The following is a 17,778-nucleotide window of genomic DNA, read 5'->3' on the forward strand; positions in this document are numbered from 1 at the left end:
GCGTGGCGAACGTGATGGTGGGGGCAGGGACGGGCATCTCGGCGGTAGCCGCGGTGACGTTTCCGTCGCGTGTCCAGTGGCCTGCGGATAGGCCGGAAGATAACCAGATGACGGCAGTCGCACCCGGCGCCGCGGATTCCGGCGCCGGTAACGCCGGCACCGCCGGAACCGCCGCCGGGACCAGCGAGGATCTGCTCACAGAGACCTATCAGGCGCACTACCGATCCCTGCTGAGGTTGGCCGCGCTGCTCCTCGACGACCTGTCGAGCTGCGAGGACGTCGTCCAGGAGGCCTTCATCCGGGTGCACGCGGCCCGGCGGCGGGTGCGTGAACCCGAGAAGACGCTGGCCTACCTGCGGCAGACTGTGGTCAACCTGTCCCGCTCGACGCTGCGGCGCAGGATCCTCGGGCTGCGGTTGCTGCAGAAGCCGATGCCTGACATGGCCAGTGCAGAGGAAGGCGCCTACGATGCGCTGGAGCGTGACCAGTTGAAAGTCGCGCTGCGGGGGCTGCAACGCCGTCAGCGGGAGGTGCTGGTGCTGCGCTACTTCCTGGACATGACGGAGGCACAGGTGGCCGAGACCCTGGGCATCTCGCTCGGTTCGGTGAAGGCGTACGGCTCACGAGGGCTCGCCGCACTGCGGGTCCAGATGGAGGCCGGGCATGGCTGAGAACGATCGCACGGGGACGGGCACGGGAGCGGGAGCGGGTACGGGTACGGGCAAGGACCCAGGCTCGGGCTCGGGTACGGGCGCCGGCGGGGGCTCGGGCGTCGGTGAGGGGGCTCCGTTCGGTTCGGCGGCCCCGCTGGGTTCGGCGGCCCCGCTCGGCGGCGAGGAGTCCGGTGAGCGCGAGGAGCGGCTGGTCCGGGAGCTGATGCAGCGGGCGGTGGCCGGGGTGCAGCCCGCCCCCGGCAGCCTGCAGCACATCCGGCGGGCGGTGCCGCGCAGACGGGCCGTCCGGCGCGGGGCCTGGACGGGGGTCGCCGCCGTCACCGCCGCCGCCTCGTTCCTGCTGCCGGCGCTGCACACCGCGGACCACCTCGGCCTGTCCGGCGGCCCCGGCTCGGCGGGTGCCGCGAGCGGCAGCGCCTCGGCGACCGTCGCGGGCACCGCCTCCGGCACCGCCGGCGCGCCCGACCTGCCGCCGACCACCGGCACCGGGGCACCGGCCGTCCCCGGCAGCCCGTCCGGCACGGCCGACGGCTCGCCGAGCGCCGGCCCGAGCACCAGCCGGCCGGCGAACGGCACCTTCGCCCCGACCGCCCCCGCCACCACCGGAGGGAACAACGCCTCGGTGGTGGCACTGTGCGCGCGCTCCGACCTCGGGCAGGGCGCCGCGCGCCTCGGCGCCGCGGATGCCGGCGGGCGGATCTACGGCTACTTCACCGTGACCAACGTCTCCGGGCGCAGCTGCCAGCTGGGCGGTCCCGGGTCGGTGACCGTCACGGGTGTCCCGGCGGCGGACGCCGGCCGCATCCGGGTCGTCTTCCACACCGCCGGTGACCCGGCGGCCGACCTGCCCGCACCCGGACCCGCGTCCGGCCCCGCGACCGGGAAGGACGCGGGGAGCGACGGTCTCGTCCTCCAGCCCCGGGCCGGGTACCGGGTGGACTTCGCCTGGATCCCGGACCAGGGCGGCTGCTCCGCGCCGGGCGGGACGTCCTCGCCGAGCGCGTCCACGGGCGGCGGGCAGTCGGGCACGTCCGGCGGCGGTACGACGGGGGGCGGCTCGGCCGGTCCCGGTACCGCGAGCGGCGGGCCGGGCGGGGGCTCGGGTGCGCTGCCGGGAGCGGATGGTGGCGGCGGTTCCGGGTCTGTTTCCGGGGCGGGGTCCGGTTCCGGTTCCGGCGGGAGCACGGGTGGCTCGGGGACGGGCGGTGGCTCGGTGGGTGCGGCGGGTTCGGCGGGGACGGACGGTGGCTCGGGGACGGGCGGCGGCCAGCCGGGCGTCGGCGGGACGTCGGCGGGCGGCACGGGTGGGGCACCGGGGGTGGTCCCGGCGACCGACCCGGCCGGGGAGCCGACCGCACAGCCGAGGCCGACCACGACGACGGGTGCGCCCACCGGGGCGCCGAGTCCGTCGGCCACCTCGGCGCCCGGACCGAGCAAGCCTGCGGCGAGCGTCACCCTGGCGTACACCCCGGCCCCGGGCAACCCGGCCGCCGCGAGCGCCGTACTGCCGGGCGCCTGCGCGGGCACCGTCTACCGGACGGTGCCGCAGCTCCTCCCGGCCGACACCCTGACCCCCGCCCCCAGCACCTCGCCGTCGGCGGGGTGAGCTGAGGGCGCGGGCGGCTGCCGTCGTCGGTGCCGACGCCGACGACGGCGCGAGGTGTGCTCCTGCTGGCGCGCGCCGAGGATGTGCGCCGCGGAAGGTGCGCAGGAAGTCGGTGGGTCCGACTTCCTGCTCCGAGGCGGGGCGGTGTGGGCGGTGCTGTGCGTGGGGCGGTCGGGGCGAAGTATGTAGACCGGTCGGCATATTTTCGTGAGCGGGCGGGGGCTTGGTGCGTGGGAGGGCGTTGGGTGGGAGTGGAAAGTCGGCCGGTCCGACTTCCTGCTCCGGCGATGCCGCGGGGGCGGGCAGACTATGTAGACCGGTCTACTGATACTGGCCGGAGTATGTAGACCGGTCGGCATATTTGTGGGGCCGCGTGGGGCGCGGGTCGACGTGCTGGGAGTGGGAAGTCGGCGGGTCCGACTTTCCACTCCGGGCGGCTCCGGGGGCGTTGGCGAGGTGGCCAGAATCAGTAGACCGGTCTGCATATTCCCTGAAGGCGGGAGACGCGAGCGGAAGGCACGCGGGGGCCCTGGGGGCGGGCGGGGTGTGAGGAGTGGTTACCGTGGGGGGTGTGTACCGGTTCCTCCTCACTCCGCGCTGGCTGAGCGGCACCGCGTTGGCCGTGGCGGCCGTCGCGGTGTGCGTCTGGCTCGGCTCCTGGCAGCTCGGCCGGTTCGAGGACCGGGTCTCCTCGCACCAGGAGATCAGCCGGGCGGTGGCCGACGGCGGCGCCCCCCGGCCGCTCGGCGAACTGCTCGCCGCCGACAGCCCGCAGGTCACCACCGAAACCGTCGGCCGCGCCGTGACGGTCACCGGCACCTTCGAGCAGGAGCACCAGCTGCTCGTCCCCAACCGCGTGCTGGACGGCAAGCAGGGCTACTACGTGCTCACCCCGCTGCGCACCGCCGACGGCCGGACCACCGCGGTCGTCCGCGGCTGGGCCGCCGGGGCGCCCCCGGTCGGCGCGGCCGTCGCCGACAGCCCGGTAGCGGCCGCCCCGGCCGGCGAGGTGACCGTGACCGGCCGCCTCCAGGCCGGCGAGACCAGCGGCAGCGGCGGCGCCGTGGCCGGCGGCCTCCCGGAGGGGCAGCTCGGCACGATCAACCGGGCCGCACTCGTCAACAAGCTCGCGCTGGACGGCTGGTACGACGGCTGGGTGTCCGCCGACATCGCGCCGGACGGCCTCACCCCCGTGCCGACCGTGCAGCCGCAGGGCGGCGACGGCCTCTCCCTGCGCGCGTTCCAGAACCTCGGCTACACGCTGGAGTGGTTCGTCTTCGGCGGCTTCGTGGTCTTCATGTGGTTCCGCCTGGTGCGCCGCGAGGCGGAGGCGGAGCAGGACCGGGCCCTCGGTCTGGACCCGGTCCTGGACTGATCAGCGGGACGGCTTCACCGGCGGCACGGCCGGCTTGGCCGGCCCGGTCGGCACCGGCGCAGTCGGCACCGTGGGAACCGCGGGCGACGGCACCGCGGGCGACGGCGCACCGGCCGACGGTGTGCCGGCCGAAGGCGAGGCGGTCGGCGGCGGGTTGTCGCACTTGCGGCCACTGCTGTTGCTGCCGTTGCCACTGCCGTTGCTGTTGTACGTGTCGCTGTGGTGCCTGGTCGTGCGGCCGCTCTTGGAGCCCTTGGACCCCTTCGAGCCCGATGACGACGACCCCTTCGAGCCCGACGACTTGGCGAGCAGCACCACACCGTCACCCTCCCCGCCCGCGACCGGCGCGGTGCGGAACGCCGCCTTCACCACCGTGGAGGCGGCCGTGGGCACCAGCGACGACGGCACCGACGACGACGGCGCGGACGACGACGAGGAGGGCGAGGACGACGGCGAGGAAGCCGGCGGACAAGCCGCGCTCCCACCGCCCCCGCCACCGCCGTCCGAACCCGAGCAGCCGGTGAGCACCAGCACCCCGGCCACCCCCGCCCCCGCGATCGTCAACAGGCGTCTCACCCGTACCCCCCGTTCCCGACGTCGCCTACGTCCCCGACGTCCCCGACGTCACTTCTCCGTGCCCGCCTGATTCTCGCCCACCGCCGGGCCGCCGAGGTGTCGGCGGACGAATTCGATCTCCAACCGCAGCTGCTTGATCCGCTCGTCCACCACCAGCGACCCGTGCCCGGCGTCGTACCGGTACACCTCGTGCGGCTTGCCGAACTGCTCCAGCCGCTCGACGTAGTTGTCGATCTGCTTGATCGGGCACCGCGGGTCGTTCACCCCGGCACTGATGTACACCGGCACCCGCACCTGCTCGACGTACGTCAGCGGCGACGACGCCGTCCAGCGCTCGGGCACCTCCTCCGGCGTGCCGCCGAAGAGCGTGCGGTCGATCGCCTTCAGCGCCTCCATCTCGTCCTCGTACGCCGTCAGGTAGTCCGCGACCGGCACGGCGGCGACGCCGAGGCTCCACAGCTCCGGCTGCGTCCCGAGCCCGAGCAGCGTGAGGTAGCCGCCCCAGGAGCCGCCGGACAGCACCAGCCGCGCGGGGTCGGCCAGCCCGCTCGCCACCGCCCACGCGCGCACGGCGGCGATGTCCTCCAGCTCGATCAGCCCGACCCGCTCGCGCAGCGCGTCCGTCCAGGCCTGGCCGTAGCCGGTGGAGCCGCGGTAGTTGACCCGGACCACCGCGAAGCCGTGGTCCAGCCAGGCGGCCGGTCCGGCGGCGAAGGAGTCGCTGTCGTGGTGGGTCGGGCCGCCGTGGACCTCGAACACGGTCGGGAACGGCCCGTCGCCCGCCCCGGCCGGCCGCTGGACCAGCGCGTGCACCCGCCCGCCGGGCCCGTCCACCCACACGTCCTCGACCGGCACCGAGCCGGGCGGGACGGCACCGGGCGCGCGCAGCACCACGGTGCCGGCGGTGGAGCGCACGGCGGACGGCTCGGCGGCGGAGGACCAGAGGAACTCCACGGTGCCGTCCGGCCGCGGGGTGGCGCCGCCGACGGTGCCGCGCGGGGTGTCCAGCCGGGTGAGCACGCCCTCGTCCAGCGCGTACGAGAACAGCTCGCTGCGCGCCTCGTACTCGTGCTCGATCAGCAGCGACCGGGCGTCGGGCCGCCACTGGGCGGAGAGGTCGCCCGGCAGCTCGCGGCCCTGCTCGTCGCGGAGCAGCAGCGCCGTCTCCGTGCCGGTCGCGACGTCCCAGATCACCGGCTCCCAGCGGCCGGTGCGCTGGTGGGCGACCAGCAGCCGGGTGTCGCCGTCGAGCGGTGCGAAGCCCAGGCAGGCCACCCCGCGCGGCTCGTCGCAGCCGGTGACCTCGTCCAGCTCGGCCACGGTGGCGACGTCGCCGGAGCCGTCGGCGGGCAGCCGCACCACGCGGATCGCGCCGTGCATGGCGTCGCCGTGCTCGGTGTGGTCGATGGCCAGCAGGGTGCCGTCGTGGCTCAGGTCGCCGACGCCGCCGTACTCGGCGTGCCGGTAGATCTCGACAGCCCGGTCCGCGCCGGGGCGGCGCAGGTGCAGGGTGGTGCCGCCGTCGTCCGTGGAGCGGCCGACCACCACGGTGCCGTCCCGGCCCAGGGCGAGACCCGCCTCGTAGGACGGGGCGAGGCCGGGAACGGCCTCCTCGTCGGGACCGGCAGGACCAGCGGCGCCCTCGGGGCGGCCGGCGAAGGGCTGGCGGCGCCAGATGCCGAACTCGTCGCCGTCGTTGTCGTCGAACCACCAGATCCACTGGCCGTCGGGCGACAGCTCGGCGTCGGTGGTGCCGTTGGGCCGGTCGGTGACCCGCCGGTGGGTGTCGGTGGCGCGGTCCCACGCGTAGACCTCGTAGGTGCCGCTGGCGTTGGACACGTACAGCGCCCGCTCGGGGGCGTCCTCCGCCCAGTCCGGCAGGGAGACCCGGGCCGCCCTGAACCGCTGCTCCCACGCCGGTACGGCGCTCTTCTCCTCGCTCATCCACCCATCCAACCCGATCGGGGGGAGGAAACGGAACGGGAGGGCGAAACGGAACGGGGAGGACCGCCCCGGGGTCCTCCCCTCGCGCCGGTCCCCGGCTCACCGCGTGCGGCGCGGCAGCAGCTGGACCAGGCCCGCGAGCAGCAGCTCCAGCACCGCCAGCGCCACGAGGCTGCGCCCGAACGCGGAGACCGGGTCGTCGGCGGCGTAGGAGAGGATGCCGATCAGCGCGACCCCGAGCGCGCCCGCCACCTGCTGGACGGTGGCCACCAGGCCCGCCGCCGAACCGGCCAGCCGCGGTTCGACGCCCGCCAGCACCACCGACGTCACCGGGGCGATCACCAGGCCCATCCCGAGCCCGTCCACGAACAGGCCGGGCGCCAGCCACCAGACGCTGCCGGTGGTGCCCGTGGCGTGCACGGCGAGGCCGAGCAGGCCCAGCCCGGCGGCCATCAGCAGTCCGCCGAGCGCGATCGCCTGCCGGCCCAGCCGGGCGGCGACGCGGTGCGCGGCGGTGGAGGTCGCCAGGTAGCCGAGGCCGATCGCGGTGAAGACCAGGCCCGCGCCGAGCGCGTCCAGGCCGCGGCCCGGCTGGAGGTAGAGGGCGAGCACCAGGAAGAAGGAGCCCTGGCCGAGCGAGAAGGTCAGCTGCACGAGCAGGCCGGTGGTGAACGAGCGGCCGGCGGACCGCCGGATGTCGAACAGCCGGGTGTCGACGAGCGGTGAGCGGCCCGCCGGGCCGCTGCGGTGCTGGTGGAGCGCGAACAGGGCGAGCAGCGCCGTCGCGCCGCCCAGGCAGAGCCAGGTCCACAGCGGCCAGCCGGCCCCGGGGCCCTGGATCAGCGGCAGCACCAGTCCGGTCAGCGCGACGGTCACCAGCGCGACGCCCACCGGGTCCAGGCCCGGGCGGTGCGGGGCGCGCGACTCGGGCAGACTGCGCCGCACCAATGCCAGGGCGGTCAGACCGACCGGGAGGTTGAGCAGGAAGCAGCTGCGCCAGTCCAGGCCGAACAGGTCGGCACGGATCAGCACCCCGCCGATGAGCTGCCCGAAGACGGCGCCGAGCCCCATGGTCAGCCCGTACATCGCGAACGCCCGGGCCTGCGCCGCGCCGCTGTAGGCCGTGCGGAGGATCGCCAGCACCTGCGGACCCATCAGCGCCGCCGCCAGCCCCTGGGCCACCCGGGCGGCGACCAGCGCGCCCGCGGTCGGCGCCAGGCCGCAGGCCGCCGAGGCCAGGGTGAACAGGGCCAGGCCGAGTCCGAACAGCCGGCGCCGGCCGTGGCGGTCGCCGAGCCGGCCGGCGGTGATCAGCCCGGCGGCGAAGGCGAGGCCGAAGCCGGCGACCACCCATTGGACGGCGGCCGGTCCGGCCCCCAGGTCGCTCTGCAGGGAGGGGATGGCGACATTGACGACGAAGACGTCGAGGGCGGTCATGAAGGTGGCGGTCAGGAGGACCGGCAGCAGGCCGCGCGGAGCGCGCGCGTCGGCGGTTCCGGAGCCGGTTCCGGAGCCGGTACCGGGGGCGGTGCCGGAGCCGGTACCGGGGGCGGTCGGGCGGGCGGTGGGCGCACGGGACAACTCGTCCACTCCTCGGGGCGGTGGAGCGGGGCGGGCGCCGAATTCGCCCGCCCCGGTGGTCGGTCGGTGCGGTGTGTCGGCTCAGGCGCCCGGGACGCGGTCGAGGAAGCCGAGCACCGAGGCGATCCGGCCCTCCGCGTCGGCGACCAGCACGTCGAAGCCGATGACCAGCGGCTCCTCCGCGCCGGCCGGGCCGAGGTTCCACGTGAAACGTGCGATGTTGTGGTGGGCGTCGACCGGGCCGAGGGTGAACACCAGCCCGGGGAACTGCGCCTGCGCGGCGCCGAGCAGCGCGTCGACGCCCTCGCGTCCGGTGACGGCGGCCAGCGGGTCGGTGTAGCTGCCGTCCTCGGCCCAGGCCTCGTCGACCAGCTTCCGGCGGGCGGCCGGGTCGGTCTCGTTCCAGGCGGCGAGGTAGCGGGCGGCGAGCTGCTGGAGGTCGGTCGCCTGGAGCTCGGCGGGCTGGGCGGGCTGGGTGGGCTTGTTGGCGGTCATCGTCTTCTCCCGTGTCCGGTAGGGCTGTTGGCGGGCCGTTCCCGCTGGTCGAAAACGTACGGGCGACGCGCGGCGGGCGAATCCGTCACGGATAGGTAGGGGTGTACGTACACCGCCGCCAGTAGGGTCGGGCGTATCGGGAGGGGAGACCGGGGTGCTGTACGGGCGGGAGCGGGAGCAGGCCGCCGTCGACGCGCTGCTCGACGGTGCGCGGGACGGCCGCAGCGGGGTGCTGGTGCTGCGTGGCGAGCCGGGGATCGGCAAGACGGCGCTGCTGGAGTACGCGGTGGCGGCGGCGGGGGACGGCCTCCGGGCGATCAGGGTGATCAGGGCGGCCGGCGTCGAGTACGAGGCCGAACTCCCCTTCGCGGGGCTCAGCCAGCTGCTGGCGCCCGGACTCGACCGGCTGGAGGCGCTGCCCGGGCCTCAACGGCGTTCACTGGAGGGCTCGTTCGGTCTCGTGGAGGCGACCGGCGGCGCTGACCGGCTGCTCACCGGGCTGGCCACGCTCGGCCTGCTCGCCGAACTCGCCGCCGATCAGCCGCTGTTGTGCGTCGTCGACGATGTGCAGTGGCTGGATCCGTCCTCCTTGGACGCGCTGTTGATCGCGGCCCGCCGGCTCCAGGCGGAGGGCGTCGCGCTGCTGCTCGCCGCCCGGGACACGGGGGCGGACGCGGGGACGGGCGGTGGGGCCGGCGTGCTGCCGCTCGTCGGGCTCCCGGAGCTGCGGCTGACCGGGCTCGCCGAGGCGGACGCCGTCCGGCTGCTCGCCGACCGAGCGGGCGGGGCGCTCACCGAACCGGTCCGCCGGCGCCTGCTCGCCGAGGCGGCGGGCAACCCCCTGGCGCTCGTCGAACTCCCGTCGGTGGAGGCGGACTGCGCCTCCGGAGGGCTGGCGCTCACCAGCCGTCTGCTGATGGCCTTCCACGGCCAGGTCACCGGCCTGCCGCCGGCCACCCAGACGCTGCTCCTGGTCGCCGCGGCCGAGGAGAACGGCGAGCTGGAGGTCGTACTGGCCGCGGCGGCCGTGCTCGGTGTGGACGCCGGGGCGCTCGCTCCCGCCGAGCGGGTCCGGCTGATCACCGTCAGCGCCGAGCGCAGGCTCGTCTTCCGGCATCCGCTGCTGCGTGCGGCGGTCCTCCAACGGACGCCCCTGCAACAGCGGTTGGCCGCCCACCGGGCGATCGGCGAGGTCCTGGAGGACGGCGACCGGCGCACCTGGCACCTCGCGCTGGCCGCCACCGCGCCCGACGCCGACCTCGCCGACGCCCTGGAGCGCACCGCCCAACGGGCCGAGGCGCGCGGCGCCCACGGTGGCGCGGCGGCCGCCTACGAGCGCGCCGCCGGGCTCACGCCGGACCGCGACGGCGCCACCCGCCGCCTCGTCCTCGCCGCCGAAGCGGCCACCGAGGAAGGGAAGTTGGCGCAGGCCGAGGCGCTGGCCGACCGGGCCGGGGCGCGCACCGACAACGTCTTCGCGCACGCCCTGCTCGACCAGGTCCGGGCGGTCGCGCACTTCTGGCGCGGCGCCTACCCGGCCGCGTACCGGCTGCTGCTGGACGCCGCCGCCACCGACATCGAGCCCGCGCACGCGGCGCGGATGCTGCTCCAGGCCTTCCACGCCGCCTGGTACGTCGGCGAGGAGCCGGTGGCCGTCGTGCTCGACCGGCTGGCCGCCCTCCCGCTCGGCCCCGGTGAACCGCTCGCCCCGCTGGCCCGGGACCTGCCGGCCGCCGTACTGCCGGCCCTGGGGCGTCCCGCCGGTCCCGTGCCCGACGTCCGCGTGACCGCCGAGGCGGCGCGCAGGGCGGGGGCGGAGAGTCCGGTCGACCTGGTGCAGCTGTGCGGCGCGGCGCTCGTCCTTGGGCGGGACCACGAGACGCTGGAGCTGGCCGCCGAACTCGCCGCCGAGGCACGGGCCAAGGGGGCGGTCGGGGTGCTGCCCACGCTCCAGTTCTTCCTCGCCGAGGCCGAGTTGTTCCACGGTCGGCACCGCGACGCCGAGATCACGGCGGCGGAGGGGTACGCGCTCGCCCGGGACACCGGCCAGCACCAGTGGACCAGCCAGCTCGGCGCCGTGCTGGCCTGTCTGGCGGCCCTGGGCGGGGCCGACGAGCGGTGCACGGACCTCGCCGCGCGGGCTCTGGCGCCCGGCTCGTCCGCGTCCGCCGCCGGTGAGCCCTGGGCGCAGTGGGCGCTCGCCCTGCTGGACCTCGGCCGGGGCCGCGCCGCGTCCGCCGCCGACCGGCTGCACACGCTCACCACCGGGCCCCACCGGCACCACATCGGCGCGACCCGGGCGGTGCCCGACCTTGTCGAGGCCGCCGTCCGGCTGGGCGAGCCGGAGCGGGCTGCGGAGCCGTACGAGCGCTTCGCGCGCTGGGCGGGCGCGGCGGGGACGCCCTGGGCGGAGGCGGTGCGGCTGCGCTGCCAGGCGCTGCTGGGGCCGGACGAGTTGGCCGAGTCGGCGTACCGGGCGGCCCTCGACCTGCACGAGGGGACGCACCGCCCGTTCGAGCGGGCGCGGACGGCGCTGCTGTACGGCGAGTGGCTGCGGCGTGAGCGCCGGCGGACGGAGGCCCGGCCGCATCTGCGCGCGGCGCTGGAGACCTTCGAGCGGCTGGGCGCCGCGCCGTGGGCGGAGCGCGCCCGGACGGAACTGACCGCCACCGGGACCGCCGCCCCGACCCCGGCGGCCGCTGCGGCGGGGGTACTCACGGTGCTCACTCCGCAGGAGTTGCAGATCGCGAGGCTGGCGGCGCAGGGGCTCAGCAACCGGGACATCGCGGCGCAGCTGTTCCTGAGCCCGAGGACGGTCGGGCACCACCTGTACAAGGCGTACCCGAAGCTGGGGATCGCCTCGCGGACGGAGCTGGTGGCGCTGTTCTGAGCTGCTCCGAGCGGACGGAGGTCCCCGCCGCCCCGGGGTGAGGAGGGCGGCAGGGACCGGTGCTTGTCCCTGTCGGGGGGTGTACCAGCGGAATTCGAGGATGGCGTCGTTGTAGTCGGCGTCGTCGCCGTAGGGAGTCGGCCTGGCCGACTTCCCACTCCAGCTCGCAGGTCACTTCTCCCGTCTGGCGCCCTGCGCGGCCAGGTGCTGCTGGCACCGCTCCAGCAGTTCCCGCATGGACTCGCCGATGAGGACGAAGAGTTCGGCCGACGAGGCGAAGCGGCCGCCCGCCGGTGTGTCCGCCCCCAGGACATCGGCTCCCCGGCGTGCCATCCCCGCCAGGGTCTCGTTCATCTCCGCGGCCCCGAGCAGGGACCGTAGCCAGATCTCGTCGTCCATGACGTAGCGCTCGCGGCGCTCGCCGGGGACGCGCTCCCGCCTGAGCAGCCCCTGCTGTTCGAGGAACCCGACGGCGTGCGAGACGGACGCCGCGCTGACCCGGAGCCGTTGCACCAGGTCGGCGGCGGTGAGGGCGCCGGCGTCGGTGGTGAAGACGGCGGCCAGCACCCGGGCCTCCATCTTCGGGAGACCCGACTGCGCGAGCAGCGTGGTGAAGGCCTCCGTGAAGTCCTGCACCGCCTCCGGATCGCGCCCGTACCCGCTGTCGGGAACCGCCGGCGCCTCGGGCTGAGCCTTCTTGGCCCGCCGCGCCCGGCTCTGCGTTGCCTCGGCGGCCCGGTCCGCGCCGTAGCCGTCCGGTCCGCCGTTGCGGGTGACCTCGCGCATGATCGTCGAGGCGGGCCGCCCCAGCCGTCGACCGAGCTCGGCGTATCCCAGCCCTTCGGCCAGGCCTGCGGCGATGTGCTGACGGTCCTCACTGGTGAGTCTGCCTCCGGGCACCGGTCCTCGTCCTCCGTCTGTCGATACCTGCGGATCTAGGTGCGAAGTATGCATTCACTCGAACCTCATTGCAAAGATATCTTGATCGACCATTGCATTCAGCTTCACTCCCATTGCAAAGATCGGCCCATAATGCCTGTGAAATACCCGCCATGGCCGTTCATTGAGCGTTGACTGATCTCTGAACGCAATGTAGCGTCGTCGGTGTTCAGAAGTTCTCGAACAGCAATGAGTGGGGAGACTCATGATGGGCAAGAACACCGACCACCTCTCCGAAGCAGGCCTGCGCAAGGTGCGCGAGGTGCTCGTACGGCACGTCGAGTCCGGGGCGGTCCCCGGCGTCGTCGCCCTCATCGGCCGGGGCGACGCGACCCACGTCGAAGCGGTCGGCACCATGCGCCACGAGGGCGGCGCCCCGATGGCCCGGGACACGATCTTCCGGATGGCCTCGACGTCCAAGCCGGTCACCGTGGCCGCGGCCGCGGTCCTGCTCGACGAGTGCCGGCTGCGGCTGGACGACCTCGTCGAGACCTGGCTGCCGGAACTCGCGAACCGCCAGGTGCTCAAGCGGATCGACGGCCCGCTGGACGACACCGTCCCCGCCCGTCGGCCGATCACCGTCCGGGACGTGCTGACCTCCACCTTCGGCCTCGGCATGGACATCACGGCACTCGGCACCCCGATCATGACCGCGATCATCGAGAACGGCCTCACGCCCGACCTGCCGCAGCCGATGCCCGAGCCCGACGAGTGGCTGCGCCGCCTCGGCACGCTCCCGCTGATGCACCAGCCCGGCGAGCGCTGGCAGTACCACATCGCCAGCGACCTGCTCGGCGTGCTCGTCGCCCGGGTGACCGGCCGGCCGTTCGAGGAGTTCCTCCGCGAGCGCGTCTTCGCCCCGCTGGGCATGGACGACACCGGCTTCCACGTCCCGGCCGACAAGATCGACCGCCTGCCCGCCCTCTACGCGCCCGACCCGCAGACCGGGGAGTTCCACGTCTGGGACGAGCCGGCGGACGGGCGCTGGAGCAAGCCCCCGGCGTTCCCGGGCGGCGGCGGGGGACTGGTCTCCACCGTCGACGACTACCACGCCTACTTCCGGATGCTGTTGAACGGCGGCACGCACGACGGCGAGCGCATCCTGTCCCGCCCCGCCGTCCGGCTGATGACCACCAACCGCCTCACGGCCGAGCAGACCGCCGCCCGCGAGACCCTCGCCCGCGACGCCGTCCACCTGTCGTACGGCCAGGGGCAGCACGGGGGTTGGGGTTTCGGCACGGCGGTGCGCACCTACCGCGGCGACTACGCGCCGATCGGCCAGTTCGGCTGGGACGGCGGCAGCGGCACCTCCACCTACGCCGACCCGGAGAACGGGATCACCGGTCTCCTGCTCACCCAGGTCGGGATGACCGTCCCGAACTCGGCCCGGCTGATCCACGACTTCTGGACCACCGTCTACCAGGCCCTCGACGCCTGACACTCACCACCCGCAACACCCGACACCGGCAACACTCAACACCCGAACGACCGAAGGAACACACCACCATGTCCCTCACCCTGACCGACCAGGACAAGGCCACCCTGCGCACCGCCGCCTACGGCGCCGTCTCCCTGTTGGCCGCCGCCGACGCCGCGGGCTCGCCCCACCGGATCGCCGCCAACGGCTCCATCGCCCTCACCACCGCGACCGGCCCGGTCGGGCACGTGCTCGCCGAGAAGTCCGCGGTGAAGGGCCTCGACGGCAGGTCCGTCGCCGAACTCGCCGACCACGTCCTCCCGGCCCTGACCGCCGCCGCGACCCTGCTCCGCGCCCAGGACCCGGCCGAGGCCGACAACTTCCGCGGCATCGTCGACGTCGCCCTCGCCACCGCCGTCCAGTCCCGCAAGGGCGAGCCCACCCCGGCCATGGCCGAGATGACCCGCAAGATCAACGAGGCCCTCACCGCCGCCTGACGGGCAGCACGGTCCAGGCCGGTTCCAGCGGCACCGGACGGCCGTCCAGCGTGCGCAGATCGTCCTCGATCGCGGCACGCTCACGCAGGGCCGGCAGCCGCTCGGCGGCGTAGCGCCGGTGGGCGGCGGGGTCGGACCACAGGGTGGTGACCAGGTAGCGCCGCGGGGCCAACCGCGTGACCACGCCGCCCAGCATGCCCCCGGCCGCCGCCATGCCGGGCGCCCACACCCGGCGCTGCACATCGAGGAAGTGCGCCGTCCGGCCCGGCCGCAGCCGGCAGTCGGCGACGCGCAGCAGGGCCGCGGTTTCGAGCGCGCGGGGCAGATCGGCCGCGTCGCCGGGCATCTCCAGGACGACGGCCCCGTCGGCGGTCTCGATCGCGGCGTACGTCCCACCCTGGCCGCTCGCGCCCACCACCGCATCGTGCCGCTCACGCATGAACCGCCCGTACGCGACGGCGTCCTCCCACAGGCCCAGGACCCTGGCACACCCGCGATCCCACCCGCCCACCTGCCCCACCAGCCCCGGCTGGTCCCCGATCGCCGCCCACCCCCGCTGGCCGGCCGAGAACCGCTCCCGGCCGTCCCCGGGCGGCACCTCGCAACTGATCCACTTGCCCCACATACGCAGCGACTCCTCCGAGCTCGTCCCGGCGACGGCGTTCACCACCCCGGACTGCGCCCTGCTCCGTCCTGGCACCGAGGTGTACGGCTCTGCCGGGCTTCGGGAGGCGTCTCGAAGCCCGGCAGGCCAAGGCGTGTCTCTCGGCCTGAGCCGAGCAGTTGTCCGGCCCCCCGCCGTTCGGTCACCGGGCTGAGCCGGTCTACTCCATGCCCGGGCGCCACCGCGCGGCCATCCGCCGGGCAGTCCAACTGCCGCCCGTCCACGTGACCAGGGCCAGGGCGACGGTGAGGGCGAACAGCAGGCCCATGGCCGACCAGGAGACCTGGGCGCCGATGAGCGGTGAGGTCAGCGGCGTGGCCAGCCAGAGATGGACGAGCATGCCGACCACCGCCGCCAGGACGAGGGGAGCGAGCAGCGTCCAGGCCGCGACACTGAGGAAGAGCCGGTTGCGGCCGGTCAGTATCCCCACGGGGGCGATCGACCGGCTGAAGCGGCTGAACTCCGCCACACTGTTGAGACCGATGGCCAGGCCGGTGAACACCAGGGCGCAGCACCCGAAGAACGTGACCCACGGCAGGCGCGAACCCCGTGAAGTGGCGGCCGACAGCCATTCCCCGCCCGGTGGCTGGACGGCCGGGCTGAGCGAGAGGTGCTGCCGGGCCGTCCTGGTGAGGGCCGAAACGTCCGCGCTGCCTCCCGACGGAACGATCACCAGCACGCTTGAGCCAGGACTCGTGGGCGCCGCGGCGGCATCCGTGGACACCTTCTCCACCGGTCCCTGTCGGAGCTCCATCGCAGAACCCAGCCCGTACCACGCGACCAGCTCTCTGATCCGCGGATCCGGGTCGGTCGTTCCCAGTACGCTTCCGGAGCACGGCCGGTGGAAGACGTTCTCGATCTGGTCGCAGGGGCCCTGAAGCACGGCCCGTACCGCCGTCCCCTCGTGCGACTGAGTCAGTCGGAAGGTCCGGATGTCCGCGGGCAGGGCCTGGAGGAAGGCCGTGACGTGCGTCTCGTCCGAGGGTGCGGTGACGGTCAGCACACTCGTACCGATCCGTGCGGCGGTTGCCTGCGCGACAGCCACCGGTTCGCTGATCCGGCTGGTGTGCAGTTGCACCTGGCCCAGCAGACCGATGGCCACGACGGTTCCGGCGGTCAGCCGGGCCGTGACACCGGGACGCGCGGTCAGCCAACGGCCGGCCACGAGTGCTCCGGTCCCACCGCTGCGGCGGGCCGCACGCGTGAGCGCCCGCCCGGCGGCGGAGGTCAGCGCGGCGAGCGCCGACGGCAAGGTCGCCAGGGTGAGCACCACGCCAGCCAGATACACCACGATGTAGAGGAACGGGTTGTGCGCCGCGAACAGGTCGGGTCCCCTGGTGGCCAGCAGAACACCGGCAGCCAGGCCCAGGGACCACCAGCGCTGCGTGCGGCGAGGTGCTGACAGGGCACCCGCCGATGCGCCGCGGCGCCGGCCGGCCCGGTGGAGCGCGGTGACACAGATGACCGCGGCGGCGGCCGAGGCCATGGCGCACGCGGCGATCAATTCGAAGTCAGCCATGATGTCGGCTGCGGGCAGTGGGGTGCCGACGAAGGGAATCGCGGCCTCCGAGGCTGTCCAGAGCGCGATCAGGCCCGCGCCCGCGACCGCGCCGATGAGGACCGGCCGGGCGCACTCGCCGAGGTTGACCAGGAAGCGTGCACTTCTCGTCGCTCCCAGCGCACCGAGCAGCACTGTCCGGCGGTCGCGGTCCTCACCGCCCATCCGCGCTGCGACGAACAGCAGAACGCCCGCTGGAAAGACCATCAGTACCGTGATGGCGAAGAGGAACTGGCTGAGCGGTTCGATGGAGAGATCGTCCCCGAAGAACGTGCCGGATGCCCCGTAGCCCGTGATCGGGATCATGCGATTCCGGTCGACGAGCTTGTCCGGAGGCCGGACATACGCCAGGTACTCGGTCGGTGCGCTCAGCCCGGAGTCACCGATGCGCCCGGTATCACGCCCCAATCTGGTCGTGATTCCCTCGTCCGCACCTGCTGAGACCAGAGCCGGTGACAGTATCGCTTCGCCCGGTCCGGGCCAGCGCGGCAGACCTGGCGGGAGTGGAGCGTCGGGGTGCAGCGGAACGACGGAGACGACCGAGTACTGGTGGCCCTGTACGACGTCGAAGCCGGCGGCCCACAGTGCGATGGGCTGCTCGGCCGGATGCGCCGCGGCCATCTGGGGGTTGCGCGCCTCGCTGCGCAACCCGCGTCCCTCGTAGGCGGACCAGGCGCAAACCAGGGAACCGGTGGCGAGGGTGAGTGCGGCGACTGCGCACAGGAGCGCGGTGAACCGCAGGGAGCCGAAGCGGGAGGACCGGCCGGAGGTGGCACCGATCCGGAGCAATTGGAGCGCGAGGTGCCGACTTCTCACTCTCCGCCTCCGCTTCGGTCCGGATTGGTCAACTGCCCGGTATCCAGGACGAGCTGACGGTCCGCGTAAGCGGCGACCGCTTTGTCGTGCGTGACGACCACGAGCGCGCACCCGCGACTCTTGGGCAGGGAGAAGATCAGGTCGCAGACGCTGTCGCGATTGTCGGGGTCGAGCGCGGCCGTCGGCTCGTCCGCGACCAGCAGAGCCGGTTCGTTCACCAGGGCCCGCGCTACCGCGGTGCGCTGGCGTTCCCCACCGGAGAGCGCTGCGGTGCGGGTGTCGTTGTTGGGAACTCCCAGCTCTTCCAGTAGGTGTGCGGCCCGGCGGTACGCCTCTTCACGTTGCCGTCCGCCCAACAGGGCCGCCAGGGCGACGTTCTCCAGCGGGGACAGCTCAGGTAGCAGTTCGCCGGTCTGGAACACCATCCCGATGTGGTGGCTGCGGTACCTGGCCAGTGCCCGGCCGCGCAGCCGGGCGAGGTCGGCCCCTTCCACCTCGACCCTCCCGGCGTCGGGCCGGATCAGGCCGAGTACACACATCAGCAGCGTGCTCTTCCCGCTGCCGCTGGCCCCCGACACCGCCACCGACTCGTTGCGCGTGACCTCGAGCTCGACTCCGTTGAACAGGCTCCGCCCGCCCATGGCATGGTGCAGGCCGTAAACCCCCAGGACCGGCACGTCAGATGTCGTCCTCGGAGCCGGCCCGGCGGGGTGGACCGCTCGAGAGATCATTCGTCCCCCACTTGT

The 17,778-nt window shown here is 74.2% G+C and carries 14 protein-coding genes; 6 read left to right on the plus strand and 8 right to left on the minus strand.

The features are described from left to right. Positions 1-107: 107 nt before the first annotated feature. From ACFC0B_RS18650 to ACFC0B_RS18660, 3 genes are all read left to right on the plus strand, one after another. Entirely contained in the window at positions 108-671 is a 564-nt protein-coding gene (locus ACFC0B_RS18650; protein WP_376086896.1) for a SigE family RNA polymerase sigma factor, read from the plus strand. After that, positions 664-2,280 carry a hypothetical protein gene (locus ACFC0B_RS18655; RefSeq protein ID WP_376086897.1) on the plus strand — a complete coding sequence of 539 codons (1,617 nt, stop codon included), beginning with the start codon at positions 664-666 and terminating at the stop codon, positions 2,278-2,280. Before ACFC0B_RS18650 ends, ACFC0B_RS18655 begins: the two co-directional genes overlap by 8 nt. 571 nt (positions 2,281-2,851) lie before the next feature. Beyond that, positions 2,852-3,655 (plus strand): SURF1 family protein, encoded by an 804-nt coding sequence (locus tag ACFC0B_RS18660; RefSeq protein WP_376086898.1) that lies wholly within the window; start codon positions 2,852-2,854, stop codon positions 3,653-3,655. On the opposite strand, the gene ACFC0B_RS18665 is transcribed toward ACFC0B_RS18660, so the two are convergent. The 4 genes from ACFC0B_RS18665 to ACFC0B_RS18680 form a co-directional block, all read right to left on the minus strand. Beyond that, positions 3,656-4,189, minus strand: coding sequence for a hypothetical protein (locus tag ACFC0B_RS18665; RefSeq protein WP_376086899.1), 534 nt, complete (start codon positions 4,187-4,189; stop codon positions 3,656-3,658). 90 nt (positions 4,190-4,279) lie between these two features. Continuing rightward, positions 4,280-6,175: a prolyl oligopeptidase family serine peptidase gene (locus ACFC0B_RS18670; RefSeq protein WP_376086900.1), complete on the minus strand. Its 1,896-nt coding sequence runs from the start codon at positions 6,173-6,175 to the stop codon at positions 4,280-4,282. A 99-nt stretch (positions 6,176-6,274) separates the two neighbouring features. Beyond that, entirely contained in the window at positions 6,275-7,756 is a 1,482-nt protein-coding gene (locus ACFC0B_RS18675; RefSeq protein ID WP_376086901.1) for an MFS transporter, read from the minus strand. Positions 7,757-7,837: 81 nt separating this feature from the next. Next, positions 7,838-8,251 carry a nuclear transport factor 2 family protein gene (locus tag ACFC0B_RS18680; protein ID WP_376086902.1) on the minus strand — a complete coding sequence of 138 codons (414 nt, stop codon included), beginning with the start codon at positions 8,249-8,251 and terminating at the stop codon, positions 7,838-7,840. Positions 8,252-8,405: 154 nt separating this feature from the next. Here ACFC0B_RS18680 and ACFC0B_RS18685 point away from each other — a divergent pair, with 154 nt between their 5' ends. Then, positions 8,406-11,141 carry an AAA family ATPase gene (locus tag ACFC0B_RS18685; protein WP_376086903.1) on the plus strand — a complete coding sequence of 912 codons (2,736 nt, stop codon included), beginning with the start codon at positions 8,406-8,408 and terminating at the stop codon, positions 11,139-11,141. Positions 11,142-11,312: 171 nt separating this feature from the next. Here ACFC0B_RS18685 and ACFC0B_RS18690 read toward each other — a convergent pair whose 3' ends face one another. Continuing rightward, on the minus strand, positions 11,313-12,041 hold the full coding sequence (locus ACFC0B_RS18690; protein WP_376086904.1) for a helix-turn-helix domain-containing protein: 729 nt from the start codon (positions 12,039-12,041) through the stop codon (positions 11,313-11,315). 244 nt (positions 12,042-12,285) lie between these two features. On the opposite strand from ACFC0B_RS18690, the gene ACFC0B_RS18695 reads away from it, so the two are divergent. Further along, the gene (locus ACFC0B_RS18695) at positions 12,286-13,518 is read left to right on the plus strand and encodes a serine hydrolase domain-containing protein (protein WP_376086905.1); all 1,233 of its coding nucleotides are present in this window, start codon (positions 12,286-12,288) and stop codon (positions 13,516-13,518) included. 68 nt (positions 13,519-13,586) lie between these two features. Next, positions 13,587-13,994 (plus strand): hypothetical protein, encoded by a 408-nt coding sequence (locus tag ACFC0B_RS18700; RefSeq protein ID WP_376086906.1) that lies wholly within the window; start codon positions 13,587-13,589, stop codon positions 13,992-13,994. Here the strand turns inward: ACFC0B_RS18700 and ACFC0B_RS18705 are convergent. The 3 genes from ACFC0B_RS18705 to ACFC0B_RS18715 form a co-directional block, all read right to left on the minus strand. Then, entirely contained in the window at positions 13,981-14,619 is a 639-nt protein-coding gene (locus ACFC0B_RS18705) for a DUF4937 domain-containing protein (RefSeq protein WP_376086907.1), read from the minus strand. The genes ACFC0B_RS18700 and ACFC0B_RS18705 overlap by 14 nt on opposite strands. Before the next feature lie 199 nt (positions 14,620-14,818). Then, positions 14,819-17,032, minus strand: a complete 2,214-nt coding sequence (locus tag ACFC0B_RS18710) for an FtsX-like permease family protein (protein WP_376086908.1) — start codon at positions 17,030-17,032, stop codon at positions 14,819-14,821. Next, positions 17,029-17,673, minus strand: coding sequence for an ABC transporter ATP-binding protein (locus tag ACFC0B_RS18715; protein ID WP_376086971.1), 645 nt, complete (start codon positions 17,671-17,673; stop codon positions 17,029-17,031). Before ACFC0B_RS18715 ends, ACFC0B_RS18710 begins: the two co-directional genes overlap by 4 nt. Between the last annotated feature and the right edge of the window lie 105 nt (positions 17,674-17,778).

The organism is Kitasatospora sp. NPDC056184, assembly GCF_042268405.1.
GTDB lineage: Bacteria > Actinomycetota > Actinomycetes > Streptomycetales > Streptomycetaceae > Kitasatospora.